At 52.8% G+C, this 25,047-nt stretch carries 20 protein-coding genes; 8 read left to right on the top strand and 12 right to left on the bottom strand.

The annotated features are described in order from the left end of the window. The 9 genes from yejF to FDW87_RS07005 form a co-directional block, all read right to left on the bottom strand. Nucleotides 1-1,281: microcin C ABC transporter ATP-binding protein YejF (gene yejF / locus FDW87_RS07045; RefSeq protein ID WP_252363057.1), on the bottom strand; the 1,281-nt coding region annotated here is incomplete at its 3' end. Nucleotide 1,282: 1 nt separating this feature from the next. Next, complete coding sequence (locus tag FDW87_RS07040) at nucleotides 1,283-2,308, bottom strand: ABC transporter permease (protein ID WP_016153752.1); 1,026 nt, start codon at nucleotides 2,306-2,308, stop codon at nucleotides 1,283-1,285. Then, the gene (locus FDW87_RS07035) at nucleotides 2,308-3,402 is read right to left on the bottom strand and encodes a microcin C ABC transporter permease YejB (protein ID WP_016153751.1); all 1,095 of its coding nucleotides are present in this window, start codon (nucleotides 3,400-3,402) and stop codon (nucleotides 2,308-2,310) included. The genes FDW87_RS07040 and FDW87_RS07035 overlap by 1 nt, the downstream gene beginning before the upstream one ends. Further along, nucleotides 3,403-5,217, bottom strand: a complete 1,815-nt coding sequence (locus tag FDW87_RS07030) for an extracellular solute-binding protein (protein ID WP_047500957.1) — start codon at nucleotides 5,215-5,217, stop codon at nucleotides 3,403-3,405. A 99-nt stretch (nucleotides 5,218-5,316) separates the two neighbouring features. Then, nucleotides 5,317-6,876 (bottom strand): cyclic di-GMP phosphodiesterase, encoded by a 1,560-nt coding sequence (locus FDW87_RS07025; protein ID WP_137379564.1) that lies wholly within the window; start codon nucleotides 6,874-6,876, stop codon nucleotides 5,317-5,319. 173 nt (nucleotides 6,877-7,049) lie between these two features. Next, the gene (mepS, locus tag FDW87_RS07020) at nucleotides 7,050-7,619 is read right to left on the bottom strand and encodes a bifunctional murein DD-endopeptidase/murein LD-carboxypeptidase (protein ID WP_003027474.1); all 570 of its coding nucleotides are present in this window, start codon (nucleotides 7,617-7,619) and stop codon (nucleotides 7,050-7,052) included. Between the two features lie 413 nt (nucleotides 7,620-8,032). Beyond that, nucleotides 8,033-8,746 carry a phosphatase PAP2 family protein gene (locus FDW87_RS07015; protein ID WP_019077242.1) on the bottom strand — a complete coding sequence of 238 codons (714 nt, stop codon included), beginning with the start codon at nucleotides 8,744-8,746 and terminating at the stop codon, nucleotides 8,033-8,035. A gap of 35 nt (nucleotides 8,747-8,781) precedes the next feature. After that, nucleotides 8,782-9,768 carry a GTP-binding protein gene (locus FDW87_RS07010; protein WP_137379563.1) on the bottom strand — a complete coding sequence of 329 codons (987 nt, stop codon included), beginning with the start codon at nucleotides 9,766-9,768 and terminating at the stop codon, nucleotides 8,782-8,784. A 119-nt stretch (nucleotides 9,769-9,887) separates the two neighbouring features. Beyond that, nucleotides 9,888-11,354 (bottom strand): mannitol dehydrogenase family protein, encoded by a 1,467-nt coding sequence (locus tag FDW87_RS07005; RefSeq protein ID WP_137379562.1) that lies wholly within the window; start codon nucleotides 11,352-11,354, stop codon nucleotides 9,888-9,890. A 202-nt stretch (nucleotides 11,355-11,556) separates the two neighbouring features. Here FDW87_RS07005 and uxuA point away from each other — a divergent pair, with 202 nt between their 5' ends. Continuing rightward, nucleotides 11,557-12,747 (top strand): mannonate dehydratase, encoded by a 1,191-nt coding sequence (uxuA, locus tag FDW87_RS07000; RefSeq protein WP_016156994.1) that lies wholly within the window; start codon nucleotides 11,557-11,559, stop codon nucleotides 12,745-12,747. 45 nt (nucleotides 12,748-12,792) lie between these two features. Here uxuA and FDW87_RS06995 read toward each other — a convergent pair whose 3' ends face one another. Next, nucleotides 12,793-14,265, bottom strand: a complete 1,473-nt coding sequence (locus FDW87_RS06995) for a PLP-dependent aminotransferase family protein (RefSeq protein WP_046275464.1) — start codon at nucleotides 14,263-14,265, stop codon at nucleotides 12,793-12,795. A 165-nt stretch (nucleotides 14,266-14,430) separates the two neighbouring features. Between FDW87_RS06995 and torC the strand changes: the two genes are divergently transcribed. The 3 genes from torC to torD are packed head-to-tail and all read left to right on the top strand — an operon-like array spanning nucleotide 14,431 to nucleotide 18,694. After that, nucleotides 14,431-15,570: a pentaheme c-type cytochrome TorC gene (torC, locus tag FDW87_RS06990; protein WP_104651227.1), complete on the top strand. Its 1,140-nt coding sequence runs from the start codon at nucleotides 14,431-14,433 to the stop codon at nucleotides 15,568-15,570. A 3-nt stretch (nucleotides 15,571-15,573) separates the two neighbouring features. Then, on the top strand, nucleotides 15,574-18,072 hold the full coding sequence (gene torA, locus FDW87_RS06985; protein WP_137379561.1) for a trimethylamine-N-oxide reductase TorA: 2,499 nt from the start codon (nucleotides 15,574-15,576) through the stop codon (nucleotides 18,070-18,072). Further along, a complete protein-coding gene (gene torD / locus FDW87_RS06980; RefSeq protein WP_016156990.1) occupies nucleotides 18,062-18,694 on the top strand; it encodes a molecular chaperone TorD in 633 nt (210 codons plus the stop codon). Before torA ends, torD begins: the two co-directional genes overlap by 11 nt. A 57-nt stretch (nucleotides 18,695-18,751) precedes the next feature. Here torD and yeiP read toward each other — a convergent pair whose 3' ends face one another. Continuing rightward, nucleotides 18,752-19,324 carry an elongation factor P-like protein YeiP gene (yeiP, locus tag FDW87_RS06975; protein WP_016153740.1) on the bottom strand — a complete coding sequence of 191 codons (573 nt, stop codon included), beginning with the start codon at nucleotides 19,322-19,324 and terminating at the stop codon, nucleotides 18,752-18,754. A gap of 157 nt (nucleotides 19,325-19,481) precedes the next feature. On the opposite strand from yeiP, the gene FDW87_RS06970 reads away from it, so the two are divergent. Next, nucleotides 19,482-19,736: a YkgJ family cysteine cluster protein gene (locus tag FDW87_RS06970; RefSeq protein WP_016153739.1), complete on the top strand. Its 255-nt coding sequence runs from the start codon at nucleotides 19,482-19,484 to the stop codon at nucleotides 19,734-19,736. Here the strand turns inward: FDW87_RS06970 and setB are convergent. After that, nucleotides 19,733-20,914: a sugar efflux transporter SetB gene (setB, locus tag FDW87_RS06965; RefSeq protein WP_137379560.1), complete on the bottom strand. Its 1,182-nt coding sequence runs from the start codon at nucleotides 20,912-20,914 to the stop codon at nucleotides 19,733-19,735. The two genes, FDW87_RS06970 and setB, sit on opposite strands and share 4 nt — an antisense overlap. A 368-nt stretch (nucleotides 20,915-21,282) precedes the next feature. Between setB and fruB the strand changes: the two genes are divergently transcribed. The 3 genes from fruB to fruA all read left to right on the top strand — a co-directional run. Beyond that, a complete protein-coding gene (gene fruB, locus FDW87_RS06955) occupies nucleotides 21,283-22,413 on the top strand; it encodes a fused PTS fructose transporter subunit IIA/HPr protein (protein ID WP_137379559.1) in 1,131 nt (376 codons plus the stop codon). Continuing rightward, nucleotides 22,413-23,351, top strand: a complete 939-nt coding sequence (gene fruK, locus FDW87_RS06950) for a 1-phosphofructokinase (protein ID WP_003834544.1) — start codon at nucleotides 22,413-22,415, stop codon at nucleotides 23,349-23,351. Before fruB ends, fruK begins: the two co-directional genes overlap by 1 nt. 16 nt (nucleotides 23,352-23,367) lie before the next feature. Beyond that, nucleotides 23,368-25,047: PTS fructose transporter subunit IIBC (gene fruA / locus FDW87_RS06945; protein WP_137379569.1), on the top strand; the 1,680-nt coding region annotated here is incomplete at its 3' end.

Here is a 25,047-nt window from a genome sequence, read left to right as displayed (position 1 = left end):
GGAAAACTCCGCCGGGTAACGATGCCGCGTTTCGCTATCCAGTCCCACTTCCGCCATTACCGCTTTCACCTGCGCTTCGCGCTGTTCGGCTGACAGGGTTGGCTGATGAACGCGCAGTCCCTCCTCAATAATCTGTAGCACGCTCAGGCGCGGGTTCAGCGAGGAGTTGGGATCCTGAAAAACAACCTGAATGCGGTGACGTACCGGTAACAGCTGGCGGCGATTTAGGGTATGCAGCGCCAGGCCATCGAACACAATGCTTCCCTGTGAGGTGATTAACCTCAGTAGCGCCAGCCCGGTAGTGCTTTTCCCCGATCCTGACTCCCCGACCAGCCCCAGCGTTTCACCGGGCCGGAGGGAAAAACTGACGTTGTTAACCACAACGTTATGGTCCACCACGCGCTTCAGGATACCTTTACGGATGGGGAAGGCGACGCAGAGTTTTTCCACTTCCAGCAATGGCGCTTGCCCGGCAGGTACAGGCACCGGATCGCCGGAAGGTTCGCTGTTTAACAATTTCTGCGTGTAGGGATGTGTTGGCGCAGTGAGCAGCTGTGCTGCTCGATTTTGCTCAACGCACTGGCCGTTTTGCATCACCGCAACGGTATCGGCCAGTTTTTTCACAATGCTGAGGTTGTGGGTGATAAACAGTAATCCCATGTTCAGCTCGCGCTGTAACTCCCGCAGCAGCTGCAGGATTTGCGCCTGTACGGAGACATCCAGCGCGGTGGTCGGTTCATCGGCAATAAGCAGCTCCGGTCGCGTAAGCAGCGCCATGGCGATCATCACGCGCTGGCGTTCGCCGCCGGACAGTTGGTGCGGATAGTCTGCGAGACGTTTGGCCGCCTGACGGATGCCGACCCGATCCAGACAGGTCAGTATTTCTGCCCGCGCGGCCTCCCGACGCATTCCCCGATGCAGCGACAGCACTTCATACAGCTGTTTTTCAAGGTTGTGAAGCGGGTTTAGCGACACCATTGGCTCCTGGAAAATCATGGCGATTTTATTCCCACGAACGCCGCGAAGCGTCTGCTCATCGGCATGAAGCAATGATTCGCCATGAAAACGGATGTCGCCGGAAAGGTAGACTGCGGGAGGGGTCGGTAATAACCGTAGAATAGAAAGTGCGGTCACGCTTTTACCCGAACCGGACTCGCCCACCAGCGCCAGAGTTTGCCCGGCATCAACCCTCAGTGAGAGGGTATTGACCACGGTGCGCACGGTCTCCTGTTGGCGAAAACCTACCGATAAATTTTCAATAGCTAACAGCGGTTGTGTCATCTTAAATCGCCTTGTTGGGATCGAACGCGTCGCGTACCGCTTCACCAATAAATATCAGTAGCGATAATAGCAGGGCAACGGAGATGAACGCGGTGATACCAAGCCACGGTGCCTGCAGGTTGTTTTTACCCTGTAACAGGAGTTCTCCCAGCGATGGCGAGCCAAGCGGTAAGCCGAAGCCAAGAAAATCCAGCGAGGTCAGAGTGGTGATCGAGGCGCATAATATAAACGGTAAAAAGGTCAGGGCGGCGACCATCGCATTGGGCAGCATATGGCGCAGAATAATACTGCGATCGCTCACGCCGAGCGCCTGAGCGGCACGAATGTAATCAAAGTTTCGGGTACGTAAAAATTCCGCGCGTACCACGCCAACCAGGCTCATCCAGCCAAACAGCACGGTAATGCCCAGTAGCCACCAGAAGTTTGGCTGGACCACGCTCGACAGCAGTATGATCAAAAACAGCGTTGGCATACCTGACCAAACCTCAATGAATCGTTGCCCCCACAGATCCACCTTGCCGCCATAATAGCCCTGGATTGCGCCAGCCATGATCCCCATCACGCTGGAGCACAGGGTTAGCATTAATCCGAACAGGACAGAAATACGTGTGCCGTAGAGGATCCGTGCCAGCACATCACCACCGTTGGCGTCCGTTCCCAGCCAGTTTTGTGCAGAAGGCGGGGAAGGGAAGGGCTTATCAGTGGCAAAGTTAATGCTGGTGGCTCCAAAGCGTATCGGCGCCCACAGGATCCAGCCCCGGTTTTCCAGGCGCTGCTGTAACCACGGATCCTGATAATCAGCCTGGGTCGCCAATGGTCCGCCGAAGTCGCTTTCACTGTAGTTTTTGAACAGGGGGAAATACCAGCTACTGTCGTAGCGCACCAGTAGCGGCTTATCATTGGCAATCAGTTCTGAACACAGGCTAAGGCCGAAGAGCAGTAGAAAAATCCACAGCGACCAATAGCCGCGACGGTTATGGCGAAAACGCGCCCAGCGGGCCTGATTGACGGGGCTTAATCGCGACATTAGCGTCCCTCAAAATCAATACGGGGATCGACCAGCGTATAGCTGATGTCGCTGAGGATATTCAGCAGCAGACCGATCAGGGTGAAGATATAGAGCGTGCCAAACATTACCGGGTAGTCACGTGATACGGTGGATTCATAACCCAGTAGTCCCAGACCGTTAAGCGAAAACATCACTTCAATCAGCAGCGAACCGGTAAAAAACATGCTGATAAACGTTGCCGGGAAGCCAGCGATTACCAGCAACATGGCATTGCGAAACACATGTTTCCACAGAATGTTTTTCTCGCTGACCCCTTTGGCGCGCGCGGTGACGACATACTGTTTGCGTACCTCATCCAGAAATGAGTTTTTGGTCAGCATGGTTAGCGCGGCAAACCCCCCAACCACCGTCGCCAGCACTGGCAGGGTAATATGCCAAAGGTAGTCGGTCACTTTCTGATACCAGGGCAGGGAATCAAAATTGGCGGAAACCAGTCCGCGAAGTGGGAACAGGTCGTAATAGCTGCCCCCGGCAAAAAAGACGATCAGTAAAATCGCAAACAAAAAGGCCGGTATGGCATAGCCAATAATAATGAATGCGCTGCTCCAGACATCAAATCGGCTGCCGTTGTGAACGGCTTTGCGGATCCCAAGCGGTATCGACACCAGATAGATAATGAGCGTACTCCATAGCCCCAGCGTGACGGAAACAGGCAGGCTGTCTTTGATAAGCGTCAGCACTGAGGCGCTACGAAACAGGCTGTCGCCGAAATCGAAACGAATATAGTCCCAGAGCATTTTGAAATAACGCTCATGAATGGGCTTATCGAACCCGTAACGGCGAGTGATTTCGGCGATCACTTCCGGGTCAAGACCACGGCCGCCTCGGTAATTACTGTCGCTGATATTGCCTACGCCGGTTTGCGCGTGGCTGGCGCGAATGCCTTCACTACCCGCGCCGGGTAATGCCCCGCTTTGTCCGAACTCAATAGCGGCGACGGCCTGCTCAACCGGACCACCGGGGGCAATCTGCACGATAAAAAAGTTGATGGTGATGATGGCCCAAAGCGTTGGGATCACCAGTAGCAGACGTCGAATCAGATAAGCACCCATTTATTCTCCCTGCCGTCTGGCTGCTGGCAGTTTCGCCGCTTTGTTAACGTCGTACCACCAGTTGTCGAGACCAATGGTATAAATGGGGCGAATAGCTGGATGCGAAAACTTATCCCACCAGGCGATGCGATCCTCTGCCATAAACCACATCGGCAACATGTAGTAGTTCCAGGTTAATACCCTGTCCAGTGCCCGACCGAGTGGGATTAGTTTGGCTTTATCACCCTGCGCCGCGATGATTTGGTTGATCAGTTTATCAATCACCGGGCTTTGCACGCCCGGGGCGTTATAGCTGGAGTCAATATATTCAGAGGCCCAGAGAATTTGCAAGTCCGAACTTGGCCACGGCATTGCGCGATACAATCTCGGCATCATGTCATAGTCACGACTGCGCAGCCGGTTTGTGATTTGTGAGTTATCAACCTGGCGGATGTTCATTGTAATGCCTAAGCGCTGCAGGTTGTGCTGAAACGGCAGCACCCACTGACTGTTACTGCCCGCCGGGAGCAACAGTTCAAAGCTCAGGGGTTTACCGTTGGCGCTGTTTACGCGCTGTTGTCCCTTAAGTACCCATCCGGCCTGCTCCAGTAAGGCATCGGCTTTCAACAGGTTGTCACGATCGTAGCCATCGCCTTTTGATTTCGGCGGCTGATAAATTTGGCTGAAGACCTCAGGAGGGAGATCTTTTTTCAAGGGCGCAAGTATCACCAGTTCATCCGCATCGGGGTAATTTTTAGCGGCATACTCGGTATTCTGAAAATAGCTGTTGGTCCGGCTCCAGGCGTTATAGAACAGAGCTTTATTCATCCATTCAAAATCAAAGGCCAGGGTGATGGCTTCTCGCACCCGTCGGTCGCTGAACACTGGGCGCTGAATATTAAACGCCAGCCAACGCGTATCCTGGGCGGATTCGTTTTTTTGCTCATCTTTGATGATGTAATGATTCGCGAAATTTTTACCGGTATAACGTGTCGCCCAGTTTTTGGCATCGTTTTCAAGACGCAGGTCAAACGCTCCGGCCTTAAACGCTTCAAAGGCGACGTTGTCATCCAGATAGTAGTCGTAGCGGATGGTATCAAAGTTCCAGCGGCCACGGTTGACGGGCAGATTAGCGGCCCAATAATCGTTGACGCGCGAATAGACAATGTACTGACCCATCTTCCATTTCGTGATGCGATAAGGACCGCTGGCGAGCGGAGGCGATGATAAGGGATCGCTGAGCTTATGATCTTTCCAGTACTTCTCTGGCATCACGGGTAATGAAAACAGGCTGAGCATGTCCTCTTTACCCGGTTTGGCTAATTCAATACGTACGGTTAATGGCGCGATCGCTTTTACAGTTGTTCCCTTGTAGACCAGGCGAAATTGCGGCACGCCTTCAGTCATAAATTTGTGGAAGGTGAATGCGACATCGCTGGCAGTAATGGGGGAGCCATCGTGAAAACGCGCTCGCGGATTAATGGCGATTTCTACCCAGGAATAGTCATCAGCATAGCGTGCGCTGTCGGCGATGAGCGGATAATAGCTGCCAGGTTCATCGTCAGAGGTAGTAAACAGCGTATCGTAAAGCGTTTCGGTACGTGCTCCGGGGTTACCGCGCATCGCATAGCGGTTGAAGTTATCGAATGTGCCGATGGCGGAGAGGGTGATTTGCCCGCCTTTGGGGGCCGCAGGGTTGACGTAATCAAAGTGATTAAAGTTAAACGCGTACTTCGGTTCGCCCAGTACGGCAAAAGCATAGCTTTCTTTGATGGACTGCGCCTCGGCGCTAAACCCGATAAGGGCGATAAACAGCAGCAATACGCGAGGGATCATTAAAAGCGATTTCCTTTTCCTGCCACAACCCGACGGGCATCATGCCTGAAAGATAAGGGATGTGGCGGCGAGTGAGAGTATATGATTCGCATACTGCGATCACCACGTCGGCTTATTGGGCTGCGCCATCCAACGCACGAAATCAGCAAGTTTTAATGGTCGGCTAATCCAGTATCCCTGGAAAAAATGCACCCCACGATCGCGCAGCCAACGGGCTTGCTCAGGCGTTTCAACCCCTTCAGCCACCGTCAGCATATTAAGACGCTTAGAGAGTGTCAACACGGCGTCCAGAACCGGAGAGGTCAGGGTCTCTGTTCCAATGGCGTTAATAAACCCGCGATCGATTTTCAGGTAGTCAACGGTAAAGCGTTCCAGATAAATCAGCGCGCTATGACCGGTGCCAAAATCATCAATGGCAATTTCAAAACCTGCGGAATGAAGCCATTCAAAAAGCTTTGTGGCCTCGTGTTGATTAAGCATATCCCGTTCGGTGATTTCCAGCACCATCTGGAAATGGTTTGCGGGAAGCGAGGCCTGCAGGTGATGAATGTCGTCTTTAAACGTCTCGCCGTGCAGATGCGTTGGCGCGATATTGATCCCCAATTTAGCACCTGCGGGTAACACTTTTTGCAGCATCGGTGCGTCCTGGGCTATCAACTTAAAGAGATGCTGGGTCAGCGGGACAATCATTTTCTGGGATTCGGCGTAGTGAATAAAAGCATCCGGAGGGATCTCACCCGTTGTCGGATGATTCCAGCGTAATAACACCTCTACACCTTTCACCTCCAGTGTCTGCACCTCTACCACGGGCTGGTACACCACATAAAACTGGTTATGTTTGATAGCGTTGAGGATATCTTTGCCCGGACGTAAACGGATGGTGTAGATGTAGTACCAGAGAAGAAGCGCAGCAATAATCCCCGCCATGCATCCCAACATAATCGAATACCAGATATCGGTATAGGTCCACTCATCGGCATATAAACGAATCTGTAGCGGAATACCTTCCACGGTCGCCTGCCGCCAGTGAGAGTGGGGCAGAGCGGAGGCATCAATAATCCGTGATGAAAATGTTGAAATCGCGTTATCACCGACGACTATGGCAATACCGTTAAAATCATCCTGTCGGGCGGTATAAAGCAGATAAGGGGCCAGATTAATATTCAGTGAGGTAAACACGCCGCTATCAGTGAACGATGGGTTCCGGTGCCAAATCATTATCGCCGGCTTGTCCGGCATCATGGGCGTACCGGGGAGTAATTCCACATCAATATTTCTGCTGATATCGAGGCTTGGGACCAGATCTAAAATCGGGGTGAACATTGCGCCCGTTGCGGAGGAGCAGAAAGCAATGCCGTTTTTGACCAGTAAAAATGCGCGAACGTTGAGGCTAAAGGCCGCGCTGGAGGTCAGTTGAGCAGCGACTTGTTGGCAACTGTTGGCGACCAGTGGCTGAAGGTCATCAGTAGTGGATTTGAGATCGGCGAAGTAGCTGCTGACATAATTCTGGATATCGGAAAGGAGCGTGTCGTACTTAATGTCTCGTTTATGCCAGGTCACGAAAAATTGCAGGGTACTCACCAGGAGCGCGACGATAAGCCCCGTTAACATACAGGAAAGCAGGATTTTCTGATTGGATGAAGAGGAGCGTTTAAACATAGTTCCTTATGTTTACCTGAGTTAACCGCTTATTCTGTATGAATATAACCTGAAATGACTCACCTTGTGAGATTTTTCTTAGTCACAAGACAAAGCAAAAAAAAAAGCACCGCCGAAGCAGTGCTTTTCAAAATGTCTCATCAGGATAGCCAAGGGATAGCTGCCAAACGAAATTAACTGCGGCTCAGGACCCGGCGAGCTTCGTTGTAACGTTTTTTCCAGTAAGGTTCGTTCATGCTGGAAATGATAACGCCGCTGCTGGTCGAGGCGTGTACAAACTGGTTGTTGCCGATATAAATACCGACGTGACGGCCAGTGGAGCCAGCACGGAACAGAACCAGATCGCCTGTGCGCAGGTTAGTGCGCGAAACGGATTTACCCGTTTCCTGTTGTTCGTAGGTTGAGCGAGGAAGCTCTAAACCAAATTGCTCGCGGAACGTACGTTGTACGAAGCTTGAACAATCAATACCTTTTTTGGTGCTGCCGCCAAGGCGGTAACGCACGCCTTTCCAGTCAGCATACTGGTCCATAATACGTGATTTAACATCGATATTACGGACCATATTTTCAAATTCATCCTGAGAGGCTTGCAGTGAAGAGTTATCTCCATTGCCCACAGCATGCGTCTCAGAATGCATATTCCTGGCGGTGTTCGTTGTGCTACATGCAGAAAGCAGAACCGCAACTGCTATCGCGGGTATGCCCCGCAAGATATATCTCAAAATCGGTTGAGATTTGACCATTTTGTTTGTTTTCCCTTGAAGTCCTTAACGATAAATATCGTTATAAAAAATGCCAAACGTGACGAGACTAATTACCATCGCACGATGAGACAATTCTTTAAGATCAAATCTGTGGCAGAACGCACAAATTTATTCCTGAAGAGAATAATTATCCCGCGAGGCAAAACGAGTTCGAGATTACCCGATCGGTCCGGTCATTGCGAGTGAATTTACGTGATTTCTTATAAGAAAAATTGATACAGAAAGTGAATAACCGGCATTGTCTAAATTAAGAACAATCAGGATAAAAAAGATGCAACCCAATCATTTTAAAGATGAATAAGATGACGGGAGAATGACAGCCAGAATGATGAAATATCGACAAGCATCATCAGGGAATCAGAGTTTTCCCTGATGATGTTAATTACTGTGCGTTATTTGTTTAAAAAATGTTTGTTTTTACCGGGCAGATAATTCGCAAACAGAGTGACTAATCGGTCGCTTAACGGTGTCATTAGCCACCAGGGCAGACCAATCAAGACGACAGTCATGGAACCGATCACGATATCGGTGAGCCAGTGAGCGCCAATCATTATGCGTGGAAAGGCAAAAACCACAGCGATAATAAGGCCGATTATTCCGGCGACTTTTCCGAAATAACGCAGCATAAATGCGGAAAAAATAAGCAGCATCATACCGTGATCGCCGGGGAAACTGTCTCTGGACGCATCTTTAGTCGGAATATGCAGCAGTTCGCTGACGCGATAAATATTATCCAGCATCAGAGTAGGGCTGGCGCGTTTAACGGGAATAAGCGCCTGGCCTAACTGATTTAATACCACTGCGGTGAGCAGCATAACCAGGCCAATAGCGACAATGCGTCGGCGACCTTCCGACGTTTCTTTCAGCCAAAAATGCAGCATCAAGGCGCCCATTGCCAGCAATGAGCAACCATCAAATGCCCGGTTATTGGTAATAGCAACAATCCACAAGAACTGCGGGCTTTCCACCAGTTTCTGGTTAAAGAAGCGGAAAACGCCCGTATCCAATGAAGACCAGATCCCATGTCCGGCAGGAAGATACCAGGACAGAAACAGCGCCAGCCCCGCAATATTGAGTAGGAGAATAAGAGGGTATCGGGTTTTCATCATCGTTTACCATTGCTATAAAAACGAAGGCAACCTTACGCGTTAGCGTCTAAACGAAGTCTCAACAATGCACTCTGTAGCGTATTCCAGTCGGTCTCAGTATCGGCGATGAGTTCAATACGGCTATCCGGTGGCGCGACGTTTTGCGTCTCAATATGCCAGTCGTCTCCCTGGCGGTTAATGCGCACCAGCCCTTCCTTTATACGCATGACACCTTTCACGCGCCCCACGGGGGCAAGACGGGACCATTCCAGCAGACCGATGGTATCGAACACCGTATCGGCGTCAAAAATCCAACCGCAGGCCTGATGGCCCTGGCCGCTGTTCAGGCTGCGCCGCCAGCGCTGCTGTGACGGCAGACTCAATGCCGCCAGTCCCTTTTTGTCTGCATGGCTATGGGCGTGCTCTGTGCTTGCAGGAAGCTCTGCCAGGTTTAGTCGGGGTAAATCCAGTAACTGCCCGTCAATTTGCCCATGGTCGGCATGAACCAACTGGCGATTGCCGCCATAGTGTTGCCACCAGGTTTGCAAGGCGTTTTCGCTTTCCGCTGTGCCGCGGTCGGCTTTATTGGCAACAATGATATCTGCGGCGGCCAGCTGATCGCGGAAATTGTCATTGGCGACGCTTTTTTCATCCAGTAGCAGCCGGGGGTCAAGAATACAGAGGGTCGCGCGCAGATCGATCCACGGTTCGTAAACCGGTGCGGTGAGTAAATCCAGAATTTGTTTAGGGTGTCCGAGGCCAGTAGGTTCAATCAGCAATCGATCGGGTTTTCCCTGACGCAGCAGCGTATTGAGGCCAACCTGCATCGGTAGACCGTTAACGCAGCACATACAGCCGCCGGGGATCTCTTTTAGCAATGCGCCGCTGTCGGCTAACAGGGCGCCATCAATACCTACTTCACCAAACTCATTGACCAGCACGGCCCACTTCTCTGCGGGATCCTTGTTCGCCAATAGATGAAGAATAGAGGTGGTTTTGCCACTGCCGAGAAAACCAGTGATGAGATTGGTTTTAGTCACAATTACTCCAGAATCATAAATTACCGTAATGGCATTTAACAATCCTGGCGAAAAATGGGGAAAAAGAGAAGGGGTGAGGGGACGAAGACGTGCTTCGTCCTGGTTAATGGCAGAAATCGTTAATTTTTTAACGTTTCAATGACAGCCTGATGCGCACCGTATTGGGCAATACGTTGCCAGGCCTGCTGAATGACCGCGACAAACTGCGGATTCTGTACGAGATCGGCGGCGAAAATCTCATGCAGAGAAAGCAGGGCGCTGACGCGATCTGATTCAGTGCTCTGTGCCACCAGAGCGGCAATTTTCTCACTGAGCGGGTCACGAATATCAATCGTCGCGCCTGAATCATCCACACCGCTCACGTAGCGCATCCAGCCTGCGATGCCGAGCGCCAACAGCGGCCACTCGCTTTGACGTGCTAAATGCACGCGGATCCCTTCCAGCATTCGCTGGGGTAATTTCTGGCTACCATCCATCGCGATTTGCCAGGTTTTGTGTTTCAGCGCCGGGTTGGCAAAGCGGTCCAGCAGACTTAAGGCATACTGGTTTAAATCAACATCGGTAATTTGCAGCGTGGGGGCCTGTTCGGTGAGCATCAGCCGGTAAGCGGCTTCACGAAATGCGCTATCCTGCATACAGTCGCTGATGTGCTGGAATCCGGCCAGATAGCCGAGATAAGCGAGAAACGAATGGCTGCCGTTCAGCATCCGCAGTTTCATTTGTTCCCACGGCAAGACGTTTTCGACCATCTGGACACCCGCAGTTTCCCATTGCGGACGACCACATACAAAGTTGTCTTCAATCACCCACTGAATAAACGGCTCGCAGCTGATTGCGCAAGGATCGGCAACGCCAAGCTCGTGGGCGATTTCAGCCAGCGACTCTTCGGTGGCGGCGGGAACAATCCGATCCACCATCGTACCCGGGAAACTGACGTGTTCCTGGATCCAGTGCGCCAGCTCAGGAGAGCGTTTTTCCGCCATCCCCAGTACGGCATTTTTTACCACATGACCATTGTCCGGGATGTTATCGCAGGAGAGGACGGTAAACGGCTGCAGTCCACGTTCACGTCGGCGGTGCAGCGCTTCAACGATAATACCGGGGGCGGAGTGCGGTTCAGCCGGTGTCTGCAGATCGTGAATAATACGCGCATTAGAGAGATCTAACGAACCCGTTGCCGGATCGATGCAGTAGCCTTTTTCCGTGATGGTTAACGAGACAATCGCGACCTGAGGCTCGCAGAATTTTTCAATAATGGCCGCCAGCGAATCCAGCGTGGCGTTCAGGCATTCGTTAACGGCACCGATAACAATAGGCTGGTTGCCGTTAGCCCCTTTTTCTAACACGGTAAATAAATGATCTTGTTCGCGAAGCTGACGCATCAGCCGATCGCCACTGAACAGGCTGATCTCGCAAATTCCCCAGTCTCCGCCCTGCGCATTCAGCACCCTGTCGGTTAATAACGCCTGATGGGCGCGGTGAAAAGCACCGAAACCAAAATGTACAATCCGCGTTTTTAATTGTTGGCGGTCGTACTGCGGCATCATGACATTTTCCGCCAGAGGCGCTGAGGCAATAGTTTTCATTAAATACACCTGATTAACCATTAATTAACAATGGCAGTATAAAGTTATATGACAGCAAATTGAATTGGTGTGCCTCATTTATCCGGGGAATGTGAGCTGGATCAATCAATGATAGGCCATCTGTTGAACATCTACGGGATGGCTGTATGGTAGTCGTCATTCAGGTAGTTTAATTTGGTATAACAACTTGTGGGGTGAAACAATGGAACAAACCTGGCGTTGGTACGGACCTAACGATCCGGTATCGCTTGATGATGTGCGTCAGGCTGGCGCAACGGGTGTTGTGACCGCCTTGCACCACATTCCCAACGGTGAAGTGTGGCCGGTAGAAGAGATTCAACAGCGTCAGGCTATTCTGGCTGAAAAAGGGCTGACCTGGTCGGTGGTGGAAAGTATTCCTGTCCACGAAGATATCAAAACGCGTTCAGGCCAGTACCAAACGTGGATTGCCAATTATCAGCAGAGTATCCGTAATCTGGCGACCTGCGGCATCGATACCGTGTGCTATAACTTCATGCCGATCCTCGACTGGACGCGTACCGATCTCGAATATCAGCTGCCGGACGGCTCCAAAGCGCTACGTTTTGACCAGATTGCTTTTGCAGCCTTTGAACTGCATATTCTTCAGCGCCCTGGCGCCGCAGCGGATTACACCGCAGAAGAACAACGCCAGGCGCTGAATTACTTCAATGCTATGAGCGATGCCGATATCGAAAAGCTGACCCGCAATATCATTGCCGGCCTGCCCGGTGCGGAAGAGGGCTATACGCTGGATCAGTTCCGTGCGCGTCTCGCTGAATATGACGGCATCAGCAAAGACGATCTGCGCGATAATATGGCGGTATTCCTGCGGGCGATTGTGCCTGTGGCGGAAGAAGTCGGCGTGCGTCTGGCTGTCCACCCTGACGATCCGCCGCGTCCGATCCTCGGCCTGCCGCGCATTGTTTCGACTATCGAAGATATGCAGTGGCTGAAAGAAACCGTCGACAGCATCAATAACGGTTTCACCATGTGCACCGGTTCCTACGGCGTGCGCGCCGATAACGATCTGGTGAAAATGATCGAAACCTTTGGCGATCGAATCCACTTCACGCATCTGCGCTCCACCTGCCGTGAAGATAACCCGAAAACCTTCCACGAAGGTGCGCACCTGCAAGGCGATGTGGATATGGTATCGGTGGTTGCTGCCATCCTGAGCGAAGAACAGCGCCGTAAAAAGGCGGGCGATTTGCGTCCTATCCCGATGCGTCCGGATCACGGACACCAGATGCTTGACGACCTGCACAAGAAAACCAACCCAGGCTACTCCGCGATTGGTCGCCTGAAAGGGCTGGCGGAAGTTCGCGGCGTTGAACTGGCGTTAAAACAAACGCAGTTCCGCGATCTGCTGTAAGGTTAACAACAGGGATTGTGCCGCAGGCGCGATCCCTGAAATTCATCAAGGCTGCGCTAGCGCCTGCTCCAGTACCGACAGCACCTTTTTGATCTGCTGTATCTGCAATCCGCCAAACCCGAAAAACATAACAGCATCGCTATTCTCCCTACGCCATGCGGCTCCTGAGCCATTTTCTATATCTGGCAGAGTGTCAAAGCGGATCCCTGCCAGCAGGCAGCGCTGTTGCAGCCTGGCTATCATATCTGGGTGTCTGTCAACGCGTAACGAGAGGTGCAGACCCGCCGTTGCGCCAGCGATTTTCCCTGACGGAAACAGAACAGAAAGGCCATCGCGTAATAGATTGAGGCGCGCCGCATAGTTGCAGGCCAGCTTGCTGATGTGCGAGTAAAACACCTGATTTTGCATTAATTCGGCTAAAAATTGCTGCAATAGCCACTGACTGCCGTTGTTGTTGAGCGCTTTCATATTCTTTACTGCCGGGAGCAGTTCATCAGGACAAATGAGATAGCCAAGACGCGTTCCCGGCCCCAGCGTTTTGGAAAATGTCCCCATGTAGATAACCCGGTTGTGATAATCCATAGCTTTCAGTGCAGGAAGGGGGTTCTCGCCATAGGTAAAAACAGCATCGTAGTCGTCTTCAAGGATATAAGCGCCGACGCGCTGCGCCCACGTCAATAATGACTGACGGCGCTCCAGCGAAAGGACGCTTCCCATTGGATACTGGTGAGCCGGAGTCACATAGCAAAGCTGGGTTTCATATTCGGGTAATTTATCTGTTTGCAGCCCGTGGTTATCTACAGCAATTGACGTAATGTCTGCACCGTAATAATTAAACAGATGCCATGCGCCAGAATAGCAAGGGGATTCGGCTACAACGTGGCACTTTTTTTGCTGACTGACGGCATGATGAACAATAAATATTTGACTGAGCAGCGACAATCCTTCCTGAATCCCATTGGTAATGATGATGTTCTCCGCCCGGGTATTAATGCCGCGAGATAAATTAAGGTACCTGGCTAGTTGCTCACGCAGTGAAAATAATCCATTTGATGAATGATATCGGGTAAACAATTGCTCTTTAAGTACGCTTGGCGCGTTATTCCATTTTCGCCAGCTTGCCCAGGGAAAAGCATTGGGATCGGGGACGCCCATCCGGCAGTAGCACTCCCGCCCAGGCTCTGCGTAAACATCGGTAGAGACCCCGGCCGCTTTTGGTGTTACTGGCGGAGAGCCCTGGGGTACGGACACATGCGCTGGGGTTACACGTACAGGCGTGGTGAATATCACCTCATAGCCAATGCCGTGTCGGCTCTTAATTAATCCAGCCGCCACCAGCTTATCATAGGCCATCACTACCGTTATTTTGGCAATGTTCAATGCCTGAGCCTGCTCGCGAATAGAGGGGAGTTTATCTCCACACAGCAAATCCCCCCGCTGAATGGCCTGTAAATAAAATTGAAATATCTGCAACTGCAGCGGAGTCCGGCTTTCTCTATCGAGAGTCAGTTTGAGCATGATAAATTCCTTATTTATAGATGGTAATTATATTACGGACTTCTGCTCTTTACTATTTGACGAACCTCATAGAGTGGATGCTGTTCCTATAATCTGCCTTCGCTGTCTCTATTTTTGATTTTTATTATCCCTTAGCGTGTCGCTATTAAAAAAATGGAGGCAAGCATGTCGTGGATAAGAAAAAACGCACTATGGTGCGCATTCGCCGGGGCGGTAGCAATGGCCCTGGCTATTTGGGGAACGTGGCAAGGCGTTCATTACACCAGTTCTACCGAGTTTTGTTTATCGTGTCACTCGATGCGCATATCTGGCGAGGAGTATAAAACCAGCATGCATTTTCGCAATGCTTCTGGTGTGCGTGCGGAGTGTAAGGATTGTCATATTCCGCCAGGCATCGTCCCAACGCTGGTTCGTAAAACGCAAGCCTTAAACGACCTCTACCACACCTTTATCTCTCCTTCGATCGATACCCCGGAAAAATTTGCCGCAAAGCGGGCGGAGTTGGCCCAGCGAGAATGGGCGCGCATGAGCGCGAATAATTCAGCGGCGTGTAAATCCTGCCATAGCTACGAGGCGATGGATCACGGTAAGCAATCGGCAAATGCAGCGGCGCAAATGACCGCGGCGGCGGCAAAAGACAGTAACTGTATCGATTGTCACAAAGGCATTGCCCATCACAAACCCGATATGAGCAGCGGTTTTCGCGATCGTTACAAGCAGTTGCAGCGTCAGGGAGAGCAGTTACCCACGGCGACGACGCTGTATTCGTTAGGCGAAAAATCACTGACTGTGACAGCAGAGAGCCCGGCAGGTAAAGCCATGCTGTACCCGGCAACGCAAGTGCGTGTGCTGAAAAGAGAAGGAAAAAACGTTCAGATAGAGCTGACCGGCTGGCGGGAAAGCAAAGGACGTGGACGGGTGATTACCCAGTATATGGGTAAACGCGTTTTTGCTGCCGTATTAGATGCCTCGCTGATGAGCAATGTGAAGGTTGAGCAAACACAGGTTGATCCGGAGTCACATCAGGAGTGGCAGCAGGTCAGCGTGATGGCCTGGAGTTCGGCGGAGGGTTTTACCGACAATATTGACCCCCTCTGGCAATACGCCGATCAGATGTTGCAATCCACCTGTAGCGCTTGCCACAGCACGCCGCCGCCGACCCGTTATTCCGCGAATGGCTGGATCGCCGGACTGAAATCCATGTCCACCTACTACCGGCTTAATCCGGTGGAAGACCGTACGTTGTTGAAATATCTCCAGACTCACGCCAGCGATATACCTCAACCTAACAATTCAAAAGGATAATTTATGGATATTCATGATTTTAATCCGTCACGTCGACGGTTTTTAAGCGGAATGCTGGCAGTCGGTGCCGTCAGCGCTTTAGGGCCAAATCCACTGATCTCAAAGGTCTGGGCAGCGGGTGAAAACCCGGAGCAATGGATCCAGTCTGGCTCGCACTTTGGCGCTTTTGAAGCCAAAGTCGTGAACGGTGAATGGGTCGATACCCGCCCCTTCAAACATGACAAATACCCCTGCGATATGCTAAATGCGGTGCGTGAAGTGGTCTACAACCCATCGCGCGTGCGCTACCCGATGGTGCGGCTGGACTGGCTGCGCAAGCGTGAAAAGTCAGATCGCAACCAGCGCGGCGATAATCGCTTTGTCCGTGTGAGCTGGGATCAGGCGTTGGATCTGGTTTATGAAGAGCTGGAGCGGGTACAAAAGACCTACGGATCTTCTGGTGTCTTTACCGGGCTGGCGGACTGGCAAATTGTTGGCAAATATCATAAGGCCGGCGGCGCGATGGATCGGGGACTCAGCTTGCACGGTAGCTATGTAACGACCGTCGGCGACTACTCGGCAGCCGCGGCGCAGGTCATTTTGCCGCATGTGATTGGTTCGCTGGAAGTTTATGAGCAGCAAACGTCACTCCCGCTGGTTATCGAAAATACCCAAACCATCGTGCTGTGGGGCTGCGATCCTATCAAGAATCTGCAGATCGAGTTCCTGGTTCCCGATCACGATGCGTTTGGCTATTGGCAGCAGATTAAAGAAGCGGTTGCGCAGGGAAAGATGCGCGTTATCAGCGTTGATCCGGTGCGTAGCAAGTCGCAAAACTATCTTGGCTGTGAGCAGCTGGCGCTGCGACCGCAAACGGATGTCGCGTTATTGCTGGCGCTGGCGCATACCCTGTACGAAGAAAAGCTGTATGACGTGGCGTTCATTAACGATTATACCGTGGGCTTTGAACAGTTCTTGCCGTATCTGCTTGGGGAAAGCGACAAGCAGCCGAAAAACGCCGAATGGGCGGCGGAAATCTGCGGTCTGACGGCGGAGCAGATCCGCGACTTCGCCCGCCTGCTGGTCAAAGGCCGGACACAGTTTATGGGCGGCTGGTGCGTGCAGCGTATGCACCATGGCGAGCAGTATCCGTGGATGCTGGTGGTGCTGGCCAGCATGGTTGGCCAAATTGGCTTGCCGGGCGGCGGAGTAGGGTTTGGCTGGCACTATAACGGCGGCGGGACGGTCACCTCTGCCGGTCCCGTCCTGTCCGGCCTCGGGAGCATCAACAATCCCCCGGCCGCGAAATACAAAGCGGATTTCCGCGGCGCTTCAGAGCATATTCCTACCTCGCGAATGATCGATTGTCTGCTGGCGCCAGGCAAAAAGATCGCTTTCAACGGTGAAACATTAACTTTCCCTGATATCAAAATGGCGATTTTCAGCGCCGCCAATCCGTTCCATGCGCAGCAGGATCGTAACCGCATGATCGAAGCGTGGAAGAAGCTGGAAACCGTGGTCGTTCTGGATCATCAGTGGACAGCATCCTGTCGTTTTGCCGATATCGTCCTGCCTGTGACCACGCGCTTTGAGCGTAATGACATTGAGCAGTTCGGTACACACTCGAATAAAGGGCTGATGGCGATACATCAGGTGGTTAAACCGCAGTTTGAAGCGCGACATGACTTTGATGTCTTTGCCGGTCTGTGCAAACGCTTTGGTCAGGAAGAGACATACCGCGAAAAGCGGGATGAAATGCAGTGGATAAAAGCCATTTATGATGAGGGCGCGAAAACGGGAGCGTCCCTTGGCGTGAGTATGCCGAACTTCGAGAGCTTCTGGCAGGGCGAAGGATACATTGAATATCCTGCCGGGAAGCCGTGGGTGCGTCACGGAGAATTTCGCGAACAGCCGGATATCAACCCGTTAGGAACACCCTCTGGTCTGATTGAAATTTACAGCAAAACCATCGCGGGCTTTGCCTACGATGACTGCCCGGGGCATCCGGTGTGGATGGAACCTTTTGAGCGTACCCATGGCAGCAAAACAGATAAATATCCGCTGCATCTGCAGTCCTGCCATCCGGATAAACGTCTGCACTCCCAGCTGTGCTCAAGCGAGGCGTTTCGTAACACCTATGCGGTGGCAGGAAGAGAGCCGCTGTACATGAGCGAGTCGGATGCCCGTGCACGTGGCCTGAAAGCCGGGGATATTGCGCGCGTGTTTAACGCCAGAGGCCAGGTACTGGCCGGGGTGGTGATCAGTCCGGATTACGCGCCTGGCGTCGTCCGGATTCACGAAGGCGCGTGGTATTCGCCGCAGGAAGGTGGGAAAGCGGGCACACTATGCACTTATGGCGATCCGAATGTGCTGAGTGCGGATATCGGTACATCACAACTGGCGCAGGGGCCTTCGGCGCATACGGTGCTGGTCGAGGTGGAGCGGTACCAGGAGAATGCCCCGCAGGTCACGGGCTTTGGCGGGCCGGAGGTTGTGAAAGAGGAGGGGGCAAGTGCAGCATAATCATATTCATCGACAGCGGGCGGCGGTGTACCAGTGGTTTTCGCAACTGCTGTTCCGCGAGCTGGACGAGGAGCAACTCATCCGCCTGGAAAGTGGGGAAAGCCGAAAGTGGCTGGCGTCGTTGACGGCTATCCCTGGGTTATCCGTTGATGTCAAAAACCTGGAACGTAGTCTCGTTCGGGCGCTGCGCCGGGAAAGCCGACAGCTGGAGCTGGCGGCGGACTATGCCTCGTTGTTTTTGCTGGCACCTCCCGGCGGCGTTTCTCCCTATGCGGGGCATTATCCGCATACGACCGCGCCTGATGAACGCAAGGAAATGAATGTGCTGTTAGTCGAGTATGGGCTGACCCCGCAGGACAACGAGCCTGCCGACCATATTGCTGTACAGCTGGCACTGATGGCGAGAATGGTTACCAAAAAGGAGACGTTATCGGCGCAATATTACTTTTTGCATCATCACATTATGTGCTGGGCACCCCTGCTACGGGAAAGTTGTTTACACCGGGACGAAGAGGGGGTTTATCCTCAGGCGGTTAACGTCATAACGCATTTTATGCGTGAGGATGAGCTGTATCTGGAATCTCTGTTGGTGGATGATTTTTACCTCAGCAGCCAGGGCTGAAAAGAAACAAAGGGACAGCAAATGCTGTCCCTTTTCGCCGGTGTCGCAGCAGAAAAGTTAGTCTGCGCGGCCCATATAGCGACGTTCTTCGATATGAATACGGATTTTTTCACCTGCACTCAGATATTCAGGAACCAGGATAACCAGACCGGTGCTCATGGTCGCTGGTTTGTTACGCGCACTTGCTGACGCGCCTTTAATGCCCGGTGCCGTTTCAACGATTTCCAGGTCTACCGTTTGCGGCAGTTCAAGCGCCAGCAACTGACCGTCCCAGGTCAGTACCTGCATATCCGGCATTCCGCCTTCCGGGATGAACAGCAATTCTTCTTCGATCTGGTCTTTGGTGAAGGTATACGGGGTATAGTCTTCTTTATCCATGAAGACGTATTCGTTGCCATCGACATAGGAGAAATCAACGCCACGACGGCTCAGGGTGACGGTATCAACGATGTCATCGCCTTTGAAGCGCTCTTCAACTTTCAGACCGGTACGAACATCAGAAAAACGCATTTTGTACAGCGTGGCGGCGCCACGTGCGGTTGGTGATTGAATATCAATATCTTTTACAATCAGCAGTTTGCCGTTGTAATTCAGTACCATACCTTTTTTAATTTCGTTCGCTCTTGGCATCGAAAAAATCCTGTAATGAGGAGTGTCTAAAATATCGCGTAAAACTACTCGCGCCGGGGCATTCAGGCAAGCGGAATTGATGCTTTTGCTGGTGCAAAAAAGGTGTTACTGTGCGCTTCCTGCACAATCCGATGGTTTACGATAAAGAGAGTACTGTATGGAATGCCGTCCGGATTGTGGTGCATGTTGCACCGCGCCTTCAATTTCCAGTCCCATCCCCGGCATGCCTGATGGCAAGCCCGCTAATACACCATGCGTTCAGCTGGATGAATCCCTGCGCTGTAAAATTTTTGCTTCGCCTCTGCGGCCAAAAGTGTGCGCCGGTTTACAGCCCAGTGCGGAAATGTGCGGACAGACGACGCACCAGGCCATGGTCTATCTCATCGAGCTCGAGGCGCTGACCGCACCTTAAACGTCTTTGATGCGCGTCAGACACGCGACGGTGGCGACGATCATCACCAACGCAAACCAGAATACCGCGTGATAGTTCCAGATTTCAGCGGCAATACCCGCCAACGATCCGGCAATAATCCAGCCCACGCGAATGGTATTTGTATAGAGAGTTGTGGCTGAACCCGCTTGTCCCGGCATCAGATCCTGGAAATAGAGCATGCCAATCCCGCCGAGGATGCCGATGTAAATCGCGTTCAGCAGCTGTAAGCCAAGCAATATCGCCGGAGAGTGGGCCAACAGCATGCCGGCATAAAAGAAAAATCCGGCGACAACGGCGATTCTCATCAACAGGCGTTTGCCCAGACGCTTCGCGAAGTATCCGGCAATCAACATGGTTGGGATTTCCAGCCCCGCGGCAGTTCCCATCATTATGCCCGCCAGCTTTTCCGGCAGATGCAGTTCGTTGATAATAAACAACGGCATATTAATGATATAGAGACTGTTAGTCCCCCACATTAACGTGCAGATAACAAACAGCAGCAGCGTGTCGCGTCGATTGCGGCGCGGGGCTTCTACCGCGCCTGTCGCGAGAGGCACGTTTTTACTCATCGAGGGTAAGAACAGCCAGACCATTACGCCGCAGACAACAAACGCCACCGCCGCGCTGAGGTACATCACCGTAAAGCTAAACCCCATGGCCAGCGCGTAGGCCAGCGGTGGGCCAATCACCCAGGCCAGCGAAACCTGCGCACGTAATATCGAGCTGAACATGACGGCTTCCCGACCCGTACGGTCGGCGTGCTCGCGGGCGAGAGCAAACATTTGCGGGTTGGCGGTCGAACCGAAGCTGCTGAGGAATACCCCGACAAATAGCAGAATAAAATAGTTACGGTTCCAGGCGAACAGCACGCAGGCCAGCATCCCCAGCACGCAGCAAAACACAATCAGGTTTTTGCGATCGCCTTTTTTATCTGAACGTCCGGCCAGAAACTGACTCACCAAAATGCCGATTACGGCGCTACCGGTAAAAAAGAACCCGACCATGCCGGGACGGGCATGGACTTCATCCTTCAGAAAAAGGCTGAGGGTTGGCGTCTGCAACGCACCGGCGATACCCGTCAGAAATGCGACAAGCAGGAACGCCGAAGACGTTAAATCAAACGCCTTGGGTGTGGCGGCTACGGGGGTGTTGTGCATGTTTTGATATCAATAATGTGAAGAGACGCGGAGTTTACGCTGCTTGTCAGAAAATAAACAGGGAGCCAAATCAAAATCGGCATCAAAAATCAAAATAGCATTTCAGTCAGAGAAAGCAGTTTGCTGACGCTGCTGAATCTGACAGGCTGACGCCGTTTTTGCGTCAGCAATTTTTTCTCCTCCGCGGAAAAAATGTGCGTTATCTCTAAATTCAGCAAGTAATTTGTCAACTTTACTTGTGTGCTGAAGAAAAAAGAGCAAGACTTCTTGAAACGTTTCAGCGTCATCTCGCCATAACTGATGGAGTCAGGTGACGCCTTTTTTCTCATGTTAGCTGAATCGTTTCAAATCAGCGGGAGAGGAGAACCATGTTCCAGTTATCTGTTCAGGATATTCACCCGGGCGAACAGGCCGGGAATAAAGAAGAGGCTATTCGCCAGGTTGCCGCTGCCTTAGTGCTGGCAGGTAACGTAGCGGAAGGCTACGTCGATGGCATGCTGGCGCGTGAACAACAGACGTCCACGTTCCTCGGCAACGGTATTGCTATTCCTCACGGTACGACGGACACGCGCGATCGGGTGCTGAAAACCGGCGTGCAGGTGTTTCAGTTTCCGCAGGGCGTGATCTGGGGTGAAGGGCAGGTTGCTTATGTGGCAATCGGCATCGCCGCCAGCTCTGATGAGCACCTCAGTTTACTGCGTCAGCTGACGCATGTGCTGAGCGATGACTCCGTCGCTGAACAGCTGAAATCTGCGACCACGGCGGAAGAGTTGCGCGCGTTGCTGATGGGGGAAAAGCAAAGCGAACAGCTGAAGCTTGATAACGAAACGCTGTCGCTGGACGTCGTTGCCAACTCGCTGGTCACGCTGCAGGCTCTCAACGCCGCACGGCTGAAAGAGGTCGGCGCGGTTGACGCCACCTTTGTGGCCAGAGCCATTAATGAGCAACCGATGAATCTCGGTCAGGGGATCTGGCTGAATGACTGTGCTGAAGGCAATGTGCGCAGCGCCGTTGCGGTCAGCCGCGCAGCAACAGCGTTCGATGTACAAGGTGAAGCGGCAGCCCTGCTGGTGACCGTCGCCATGAATGACGAACAACCGGTTGCGGTGCTGAAGCGCCTTGGCGATCTGCTGCTGAATAATAAAGCTGACCGTTTGTTGAAAGCCGATGCGGCAACGGTGCTGGCGCTGCTGACCAGCGATGATGCCTTAACTGATGATGTACTGAGCGCCGAATTTATTGTGCGCAATGAGCATGGTTTACACGCCCGCCCGGGCACCATGCTGGTGAATACGATTAAACAATTTAACAGTGAAATTACCGTGACAAATCTTGATGGAACCGGCAAGCCGGCGAATGGACGCAGTCTGATGAAAGTTGTGGCATTAGGCGTGAAGAAAGGACATCACCTGCGCTTTACCGCCCAGGGTGAAGATGCTGAACAGGCGCTGAAAGCGATTGGCGAAGCCATCGCGGCGGGTCTTGGGGAGGGCGCGTAATGAGCAGACGTGTTGCTACTATCACCCTTAACCCAGCCTACGATCTGGTGGGTTTCTGCCCGGAAATTGAACGCGGTGAAGTGAACCTGGTTAAAACGACCGGTCTGCACGCGGCAGGGAAAGGGATTAACGTCGCTAAGGTTTTGAAAGATTTAGGTATCGATGTAACGGTGGGTGGTTTCCTCGGTAAAGACAACCAGGATGGTTTTCAGCAGTTGTTCAGCGAGCTGGGTATCGCCAACCGTTTTCAGGTTGTACAGGGGCGTACGCGTATCAACGTCAAGCTGACCGAAAAAGACGGCGAAGTGTCCGATTTCAATTTCTCCGGCTTTGAAGTCACCCCGGCTGACTGGGAACGCTTTGTGAATGACTCGCTGAGCTGGCTGGGCCAGTTCGACATGGTGTGCGTCAGCGGCAGTTTGCCGACCGGCGTTAGCCCGGAAGCATTCACCGACTGGATGACGCGCCTGCGCAGTCAGTGTCCTTGCATTATCTTTGATAGTAGTCGTGAAGCACTGGTGGCCGGTCTGAAAGCGGCGCCGTGGCTGGTAAAACCAAACCGTCGTGAACTGGAAATCTGGGCTGGCCGTAAGCTGCCAGAAATGAAAGATGTGATTGAAGCTGCACATGCGTTGCGCGAGCAGGGTATTGCTCACGTGGTGATTTCACTTGGCGCGGAAGGTGCGCTGTGGGTTAACGCTTCGGGTGAGTGGATTGCTAAACCGCCGTCAGTCGAGGTGGTAAGCACCGTAGGCGCGGGTGATTCAATGGTTGGCGGCCTGATTTACGGCCTGCTGATGCGTGAATCCAGTGAACACACCCTGCGTCTGGCAACCGCTGTTGCCGCCCTGGCGGTAAGCCAAAGCAATGTGGGCATTACCGATCGTCCTCAGTTGGCCGCAATGATGGCGCGTGTCGACTTAAAACCGTTTAACTGACAGCAGGAGAGGCATAATGAAAACGCTGCTGATTATTGACGCTAATCTCGGCCAGGCTCGCGCTTATATGGCGAAAACCCTGCTTGGAGCGGCGGCGCAGAAAGCACATCTGGAAATTATTGATAATCCTAATGATGCCGAACTGGCAATTGTTCTGGGCGACACGCTTCCTGCCGACAGTTCGCTGAACGGCAAAAAAGTCTGGCTGGGCGATATTGGTCGTGCGGTTGCGCATCCTGAACTTTTCCTCAGCGAAGCGAAAGGCCACGCAAAACCTTATAGCGCTCCGGTTGCGACAGCGTCCGTGGCCAGTAGTGGTCCAAAACGCGTGGTGGCGGTGACGGCTTGTCCAACTGGCGTTGCCCATACGTTTATGGCCGCTGAAGCTATTGAAACAGAAGCGAAAAAACGTGGCTGGTGGGTGAAGGTTGAAACCCGTGGTTCTGTTGGCGCAGGCAATGCCATTACGCCGGAAGAGGTGGCTCAGGCGGATCTGGTGATTGTGGCGGCTGACATTGAAGTTGATCTGGCGAAGTTTGCCGGAAAACCAATGTACCGTACTTCTACTGGCCTTGCGCTGAAGAAAACGAAGCAGGAGCTGGATAAAGCGCTGGAAGAAGCAACGCCGTACCAGCCAGCCGGCAAAGCGCAGTCTGCAACCACTGAAGGTAAGAAAGAGAGCGCTGGCGCGTATCGTCACCTGCTGACGGGCGTATCCTACATGCTGCCGATGGTGGTTGCTGGCGGTCTGTGTATTGCACTCTCATTCGCTTTTGGTATCGAAGCGTTCAAGGAGCAGGGTACGCTGGCGGCGGCGCTGATGCAGATTGGCGGTGGTTCAGCTTTCGCGCTGATGGTGCCGGTTCTGGCGGGCTACATCGCGTTTTCCATCGCTGACCGTCCGGGTCTGACGCCTGGTCTTATCGGCGGTATGCTGGCGGTGAGCACCGGTTCCGGCTTTATTGGCGGGATTATTGCCGGTTTCCTTGCCGGTTATGTGGCGAAGCTCATCAGCACGAAGCTGAAACTCCCGCAGAGTATGGAAGCGCTGAAACCGATCCTGATCATTCCGCTGCTCTCAAGCCTGGTGGTTGGTCTGGCCATGATCTACCTGATCGGTAAACCAGTGGCGGGCATTCTGGAAGGTCTGACCCACTGGCTGCAAACCATGGGAACCGCGAACGCGGTGCTGCTTGGAGCGATTCTGGGCGGCATGATGTGTACCGATATGGGCGGTCCGGTTAACAAAGCGGCGTATGCTTTCGGTGTGGGGCTGCTTAGTACGCAAACCTATGCGCCGATGGCGGCGATTATGGCGGCGGGTATGGTGCCTCCGCTGGCCCTGGGCCTGGCAACGCTGGTGGCGCGTCGTAAGTTCGACAAAGCGCAGCAGGAAGGCGGTAAAGCTGCGCTGGTATTGGGCCTGTGCTTTATTACCGAAGGGGCTATCCCATTCGCTGCCCGTGACCCGATGCGCGTTCTGCCTTGCTGTATCGTTGGCGGCGCGATTACCGGGGCTATCTCGATGGCGGTGGGGGCTAAGCTGATGGCGCCGCACGGCGGTCTGTTCGTGCTGTTAATCCCTGGCGCAATCACTCCGGTGGTTGGATACCTGCTGGCCATTATTGCCGGTACGCTGGTAGCCGGTCTCTCCTACGCGGTGCTGAAACGCCCGGAAGCAGAGGTTGTGGCAAAG

The organism is Citrobacter sp. wls826 (assembly GCF_005281245.1).
GTDB classification, from domain to species: Bacteria; Pseudomonadota; Gammaproteobacteria; order Enterobacterales; family Enterobacteriaceae; genus Citrobacter; species Citrobacter braakii.
The sequence above is the reverse complement of the archived record's forward strand: the minus strand, read 5'-3'. Positions and strand labels throughout refer to the sequence as shown.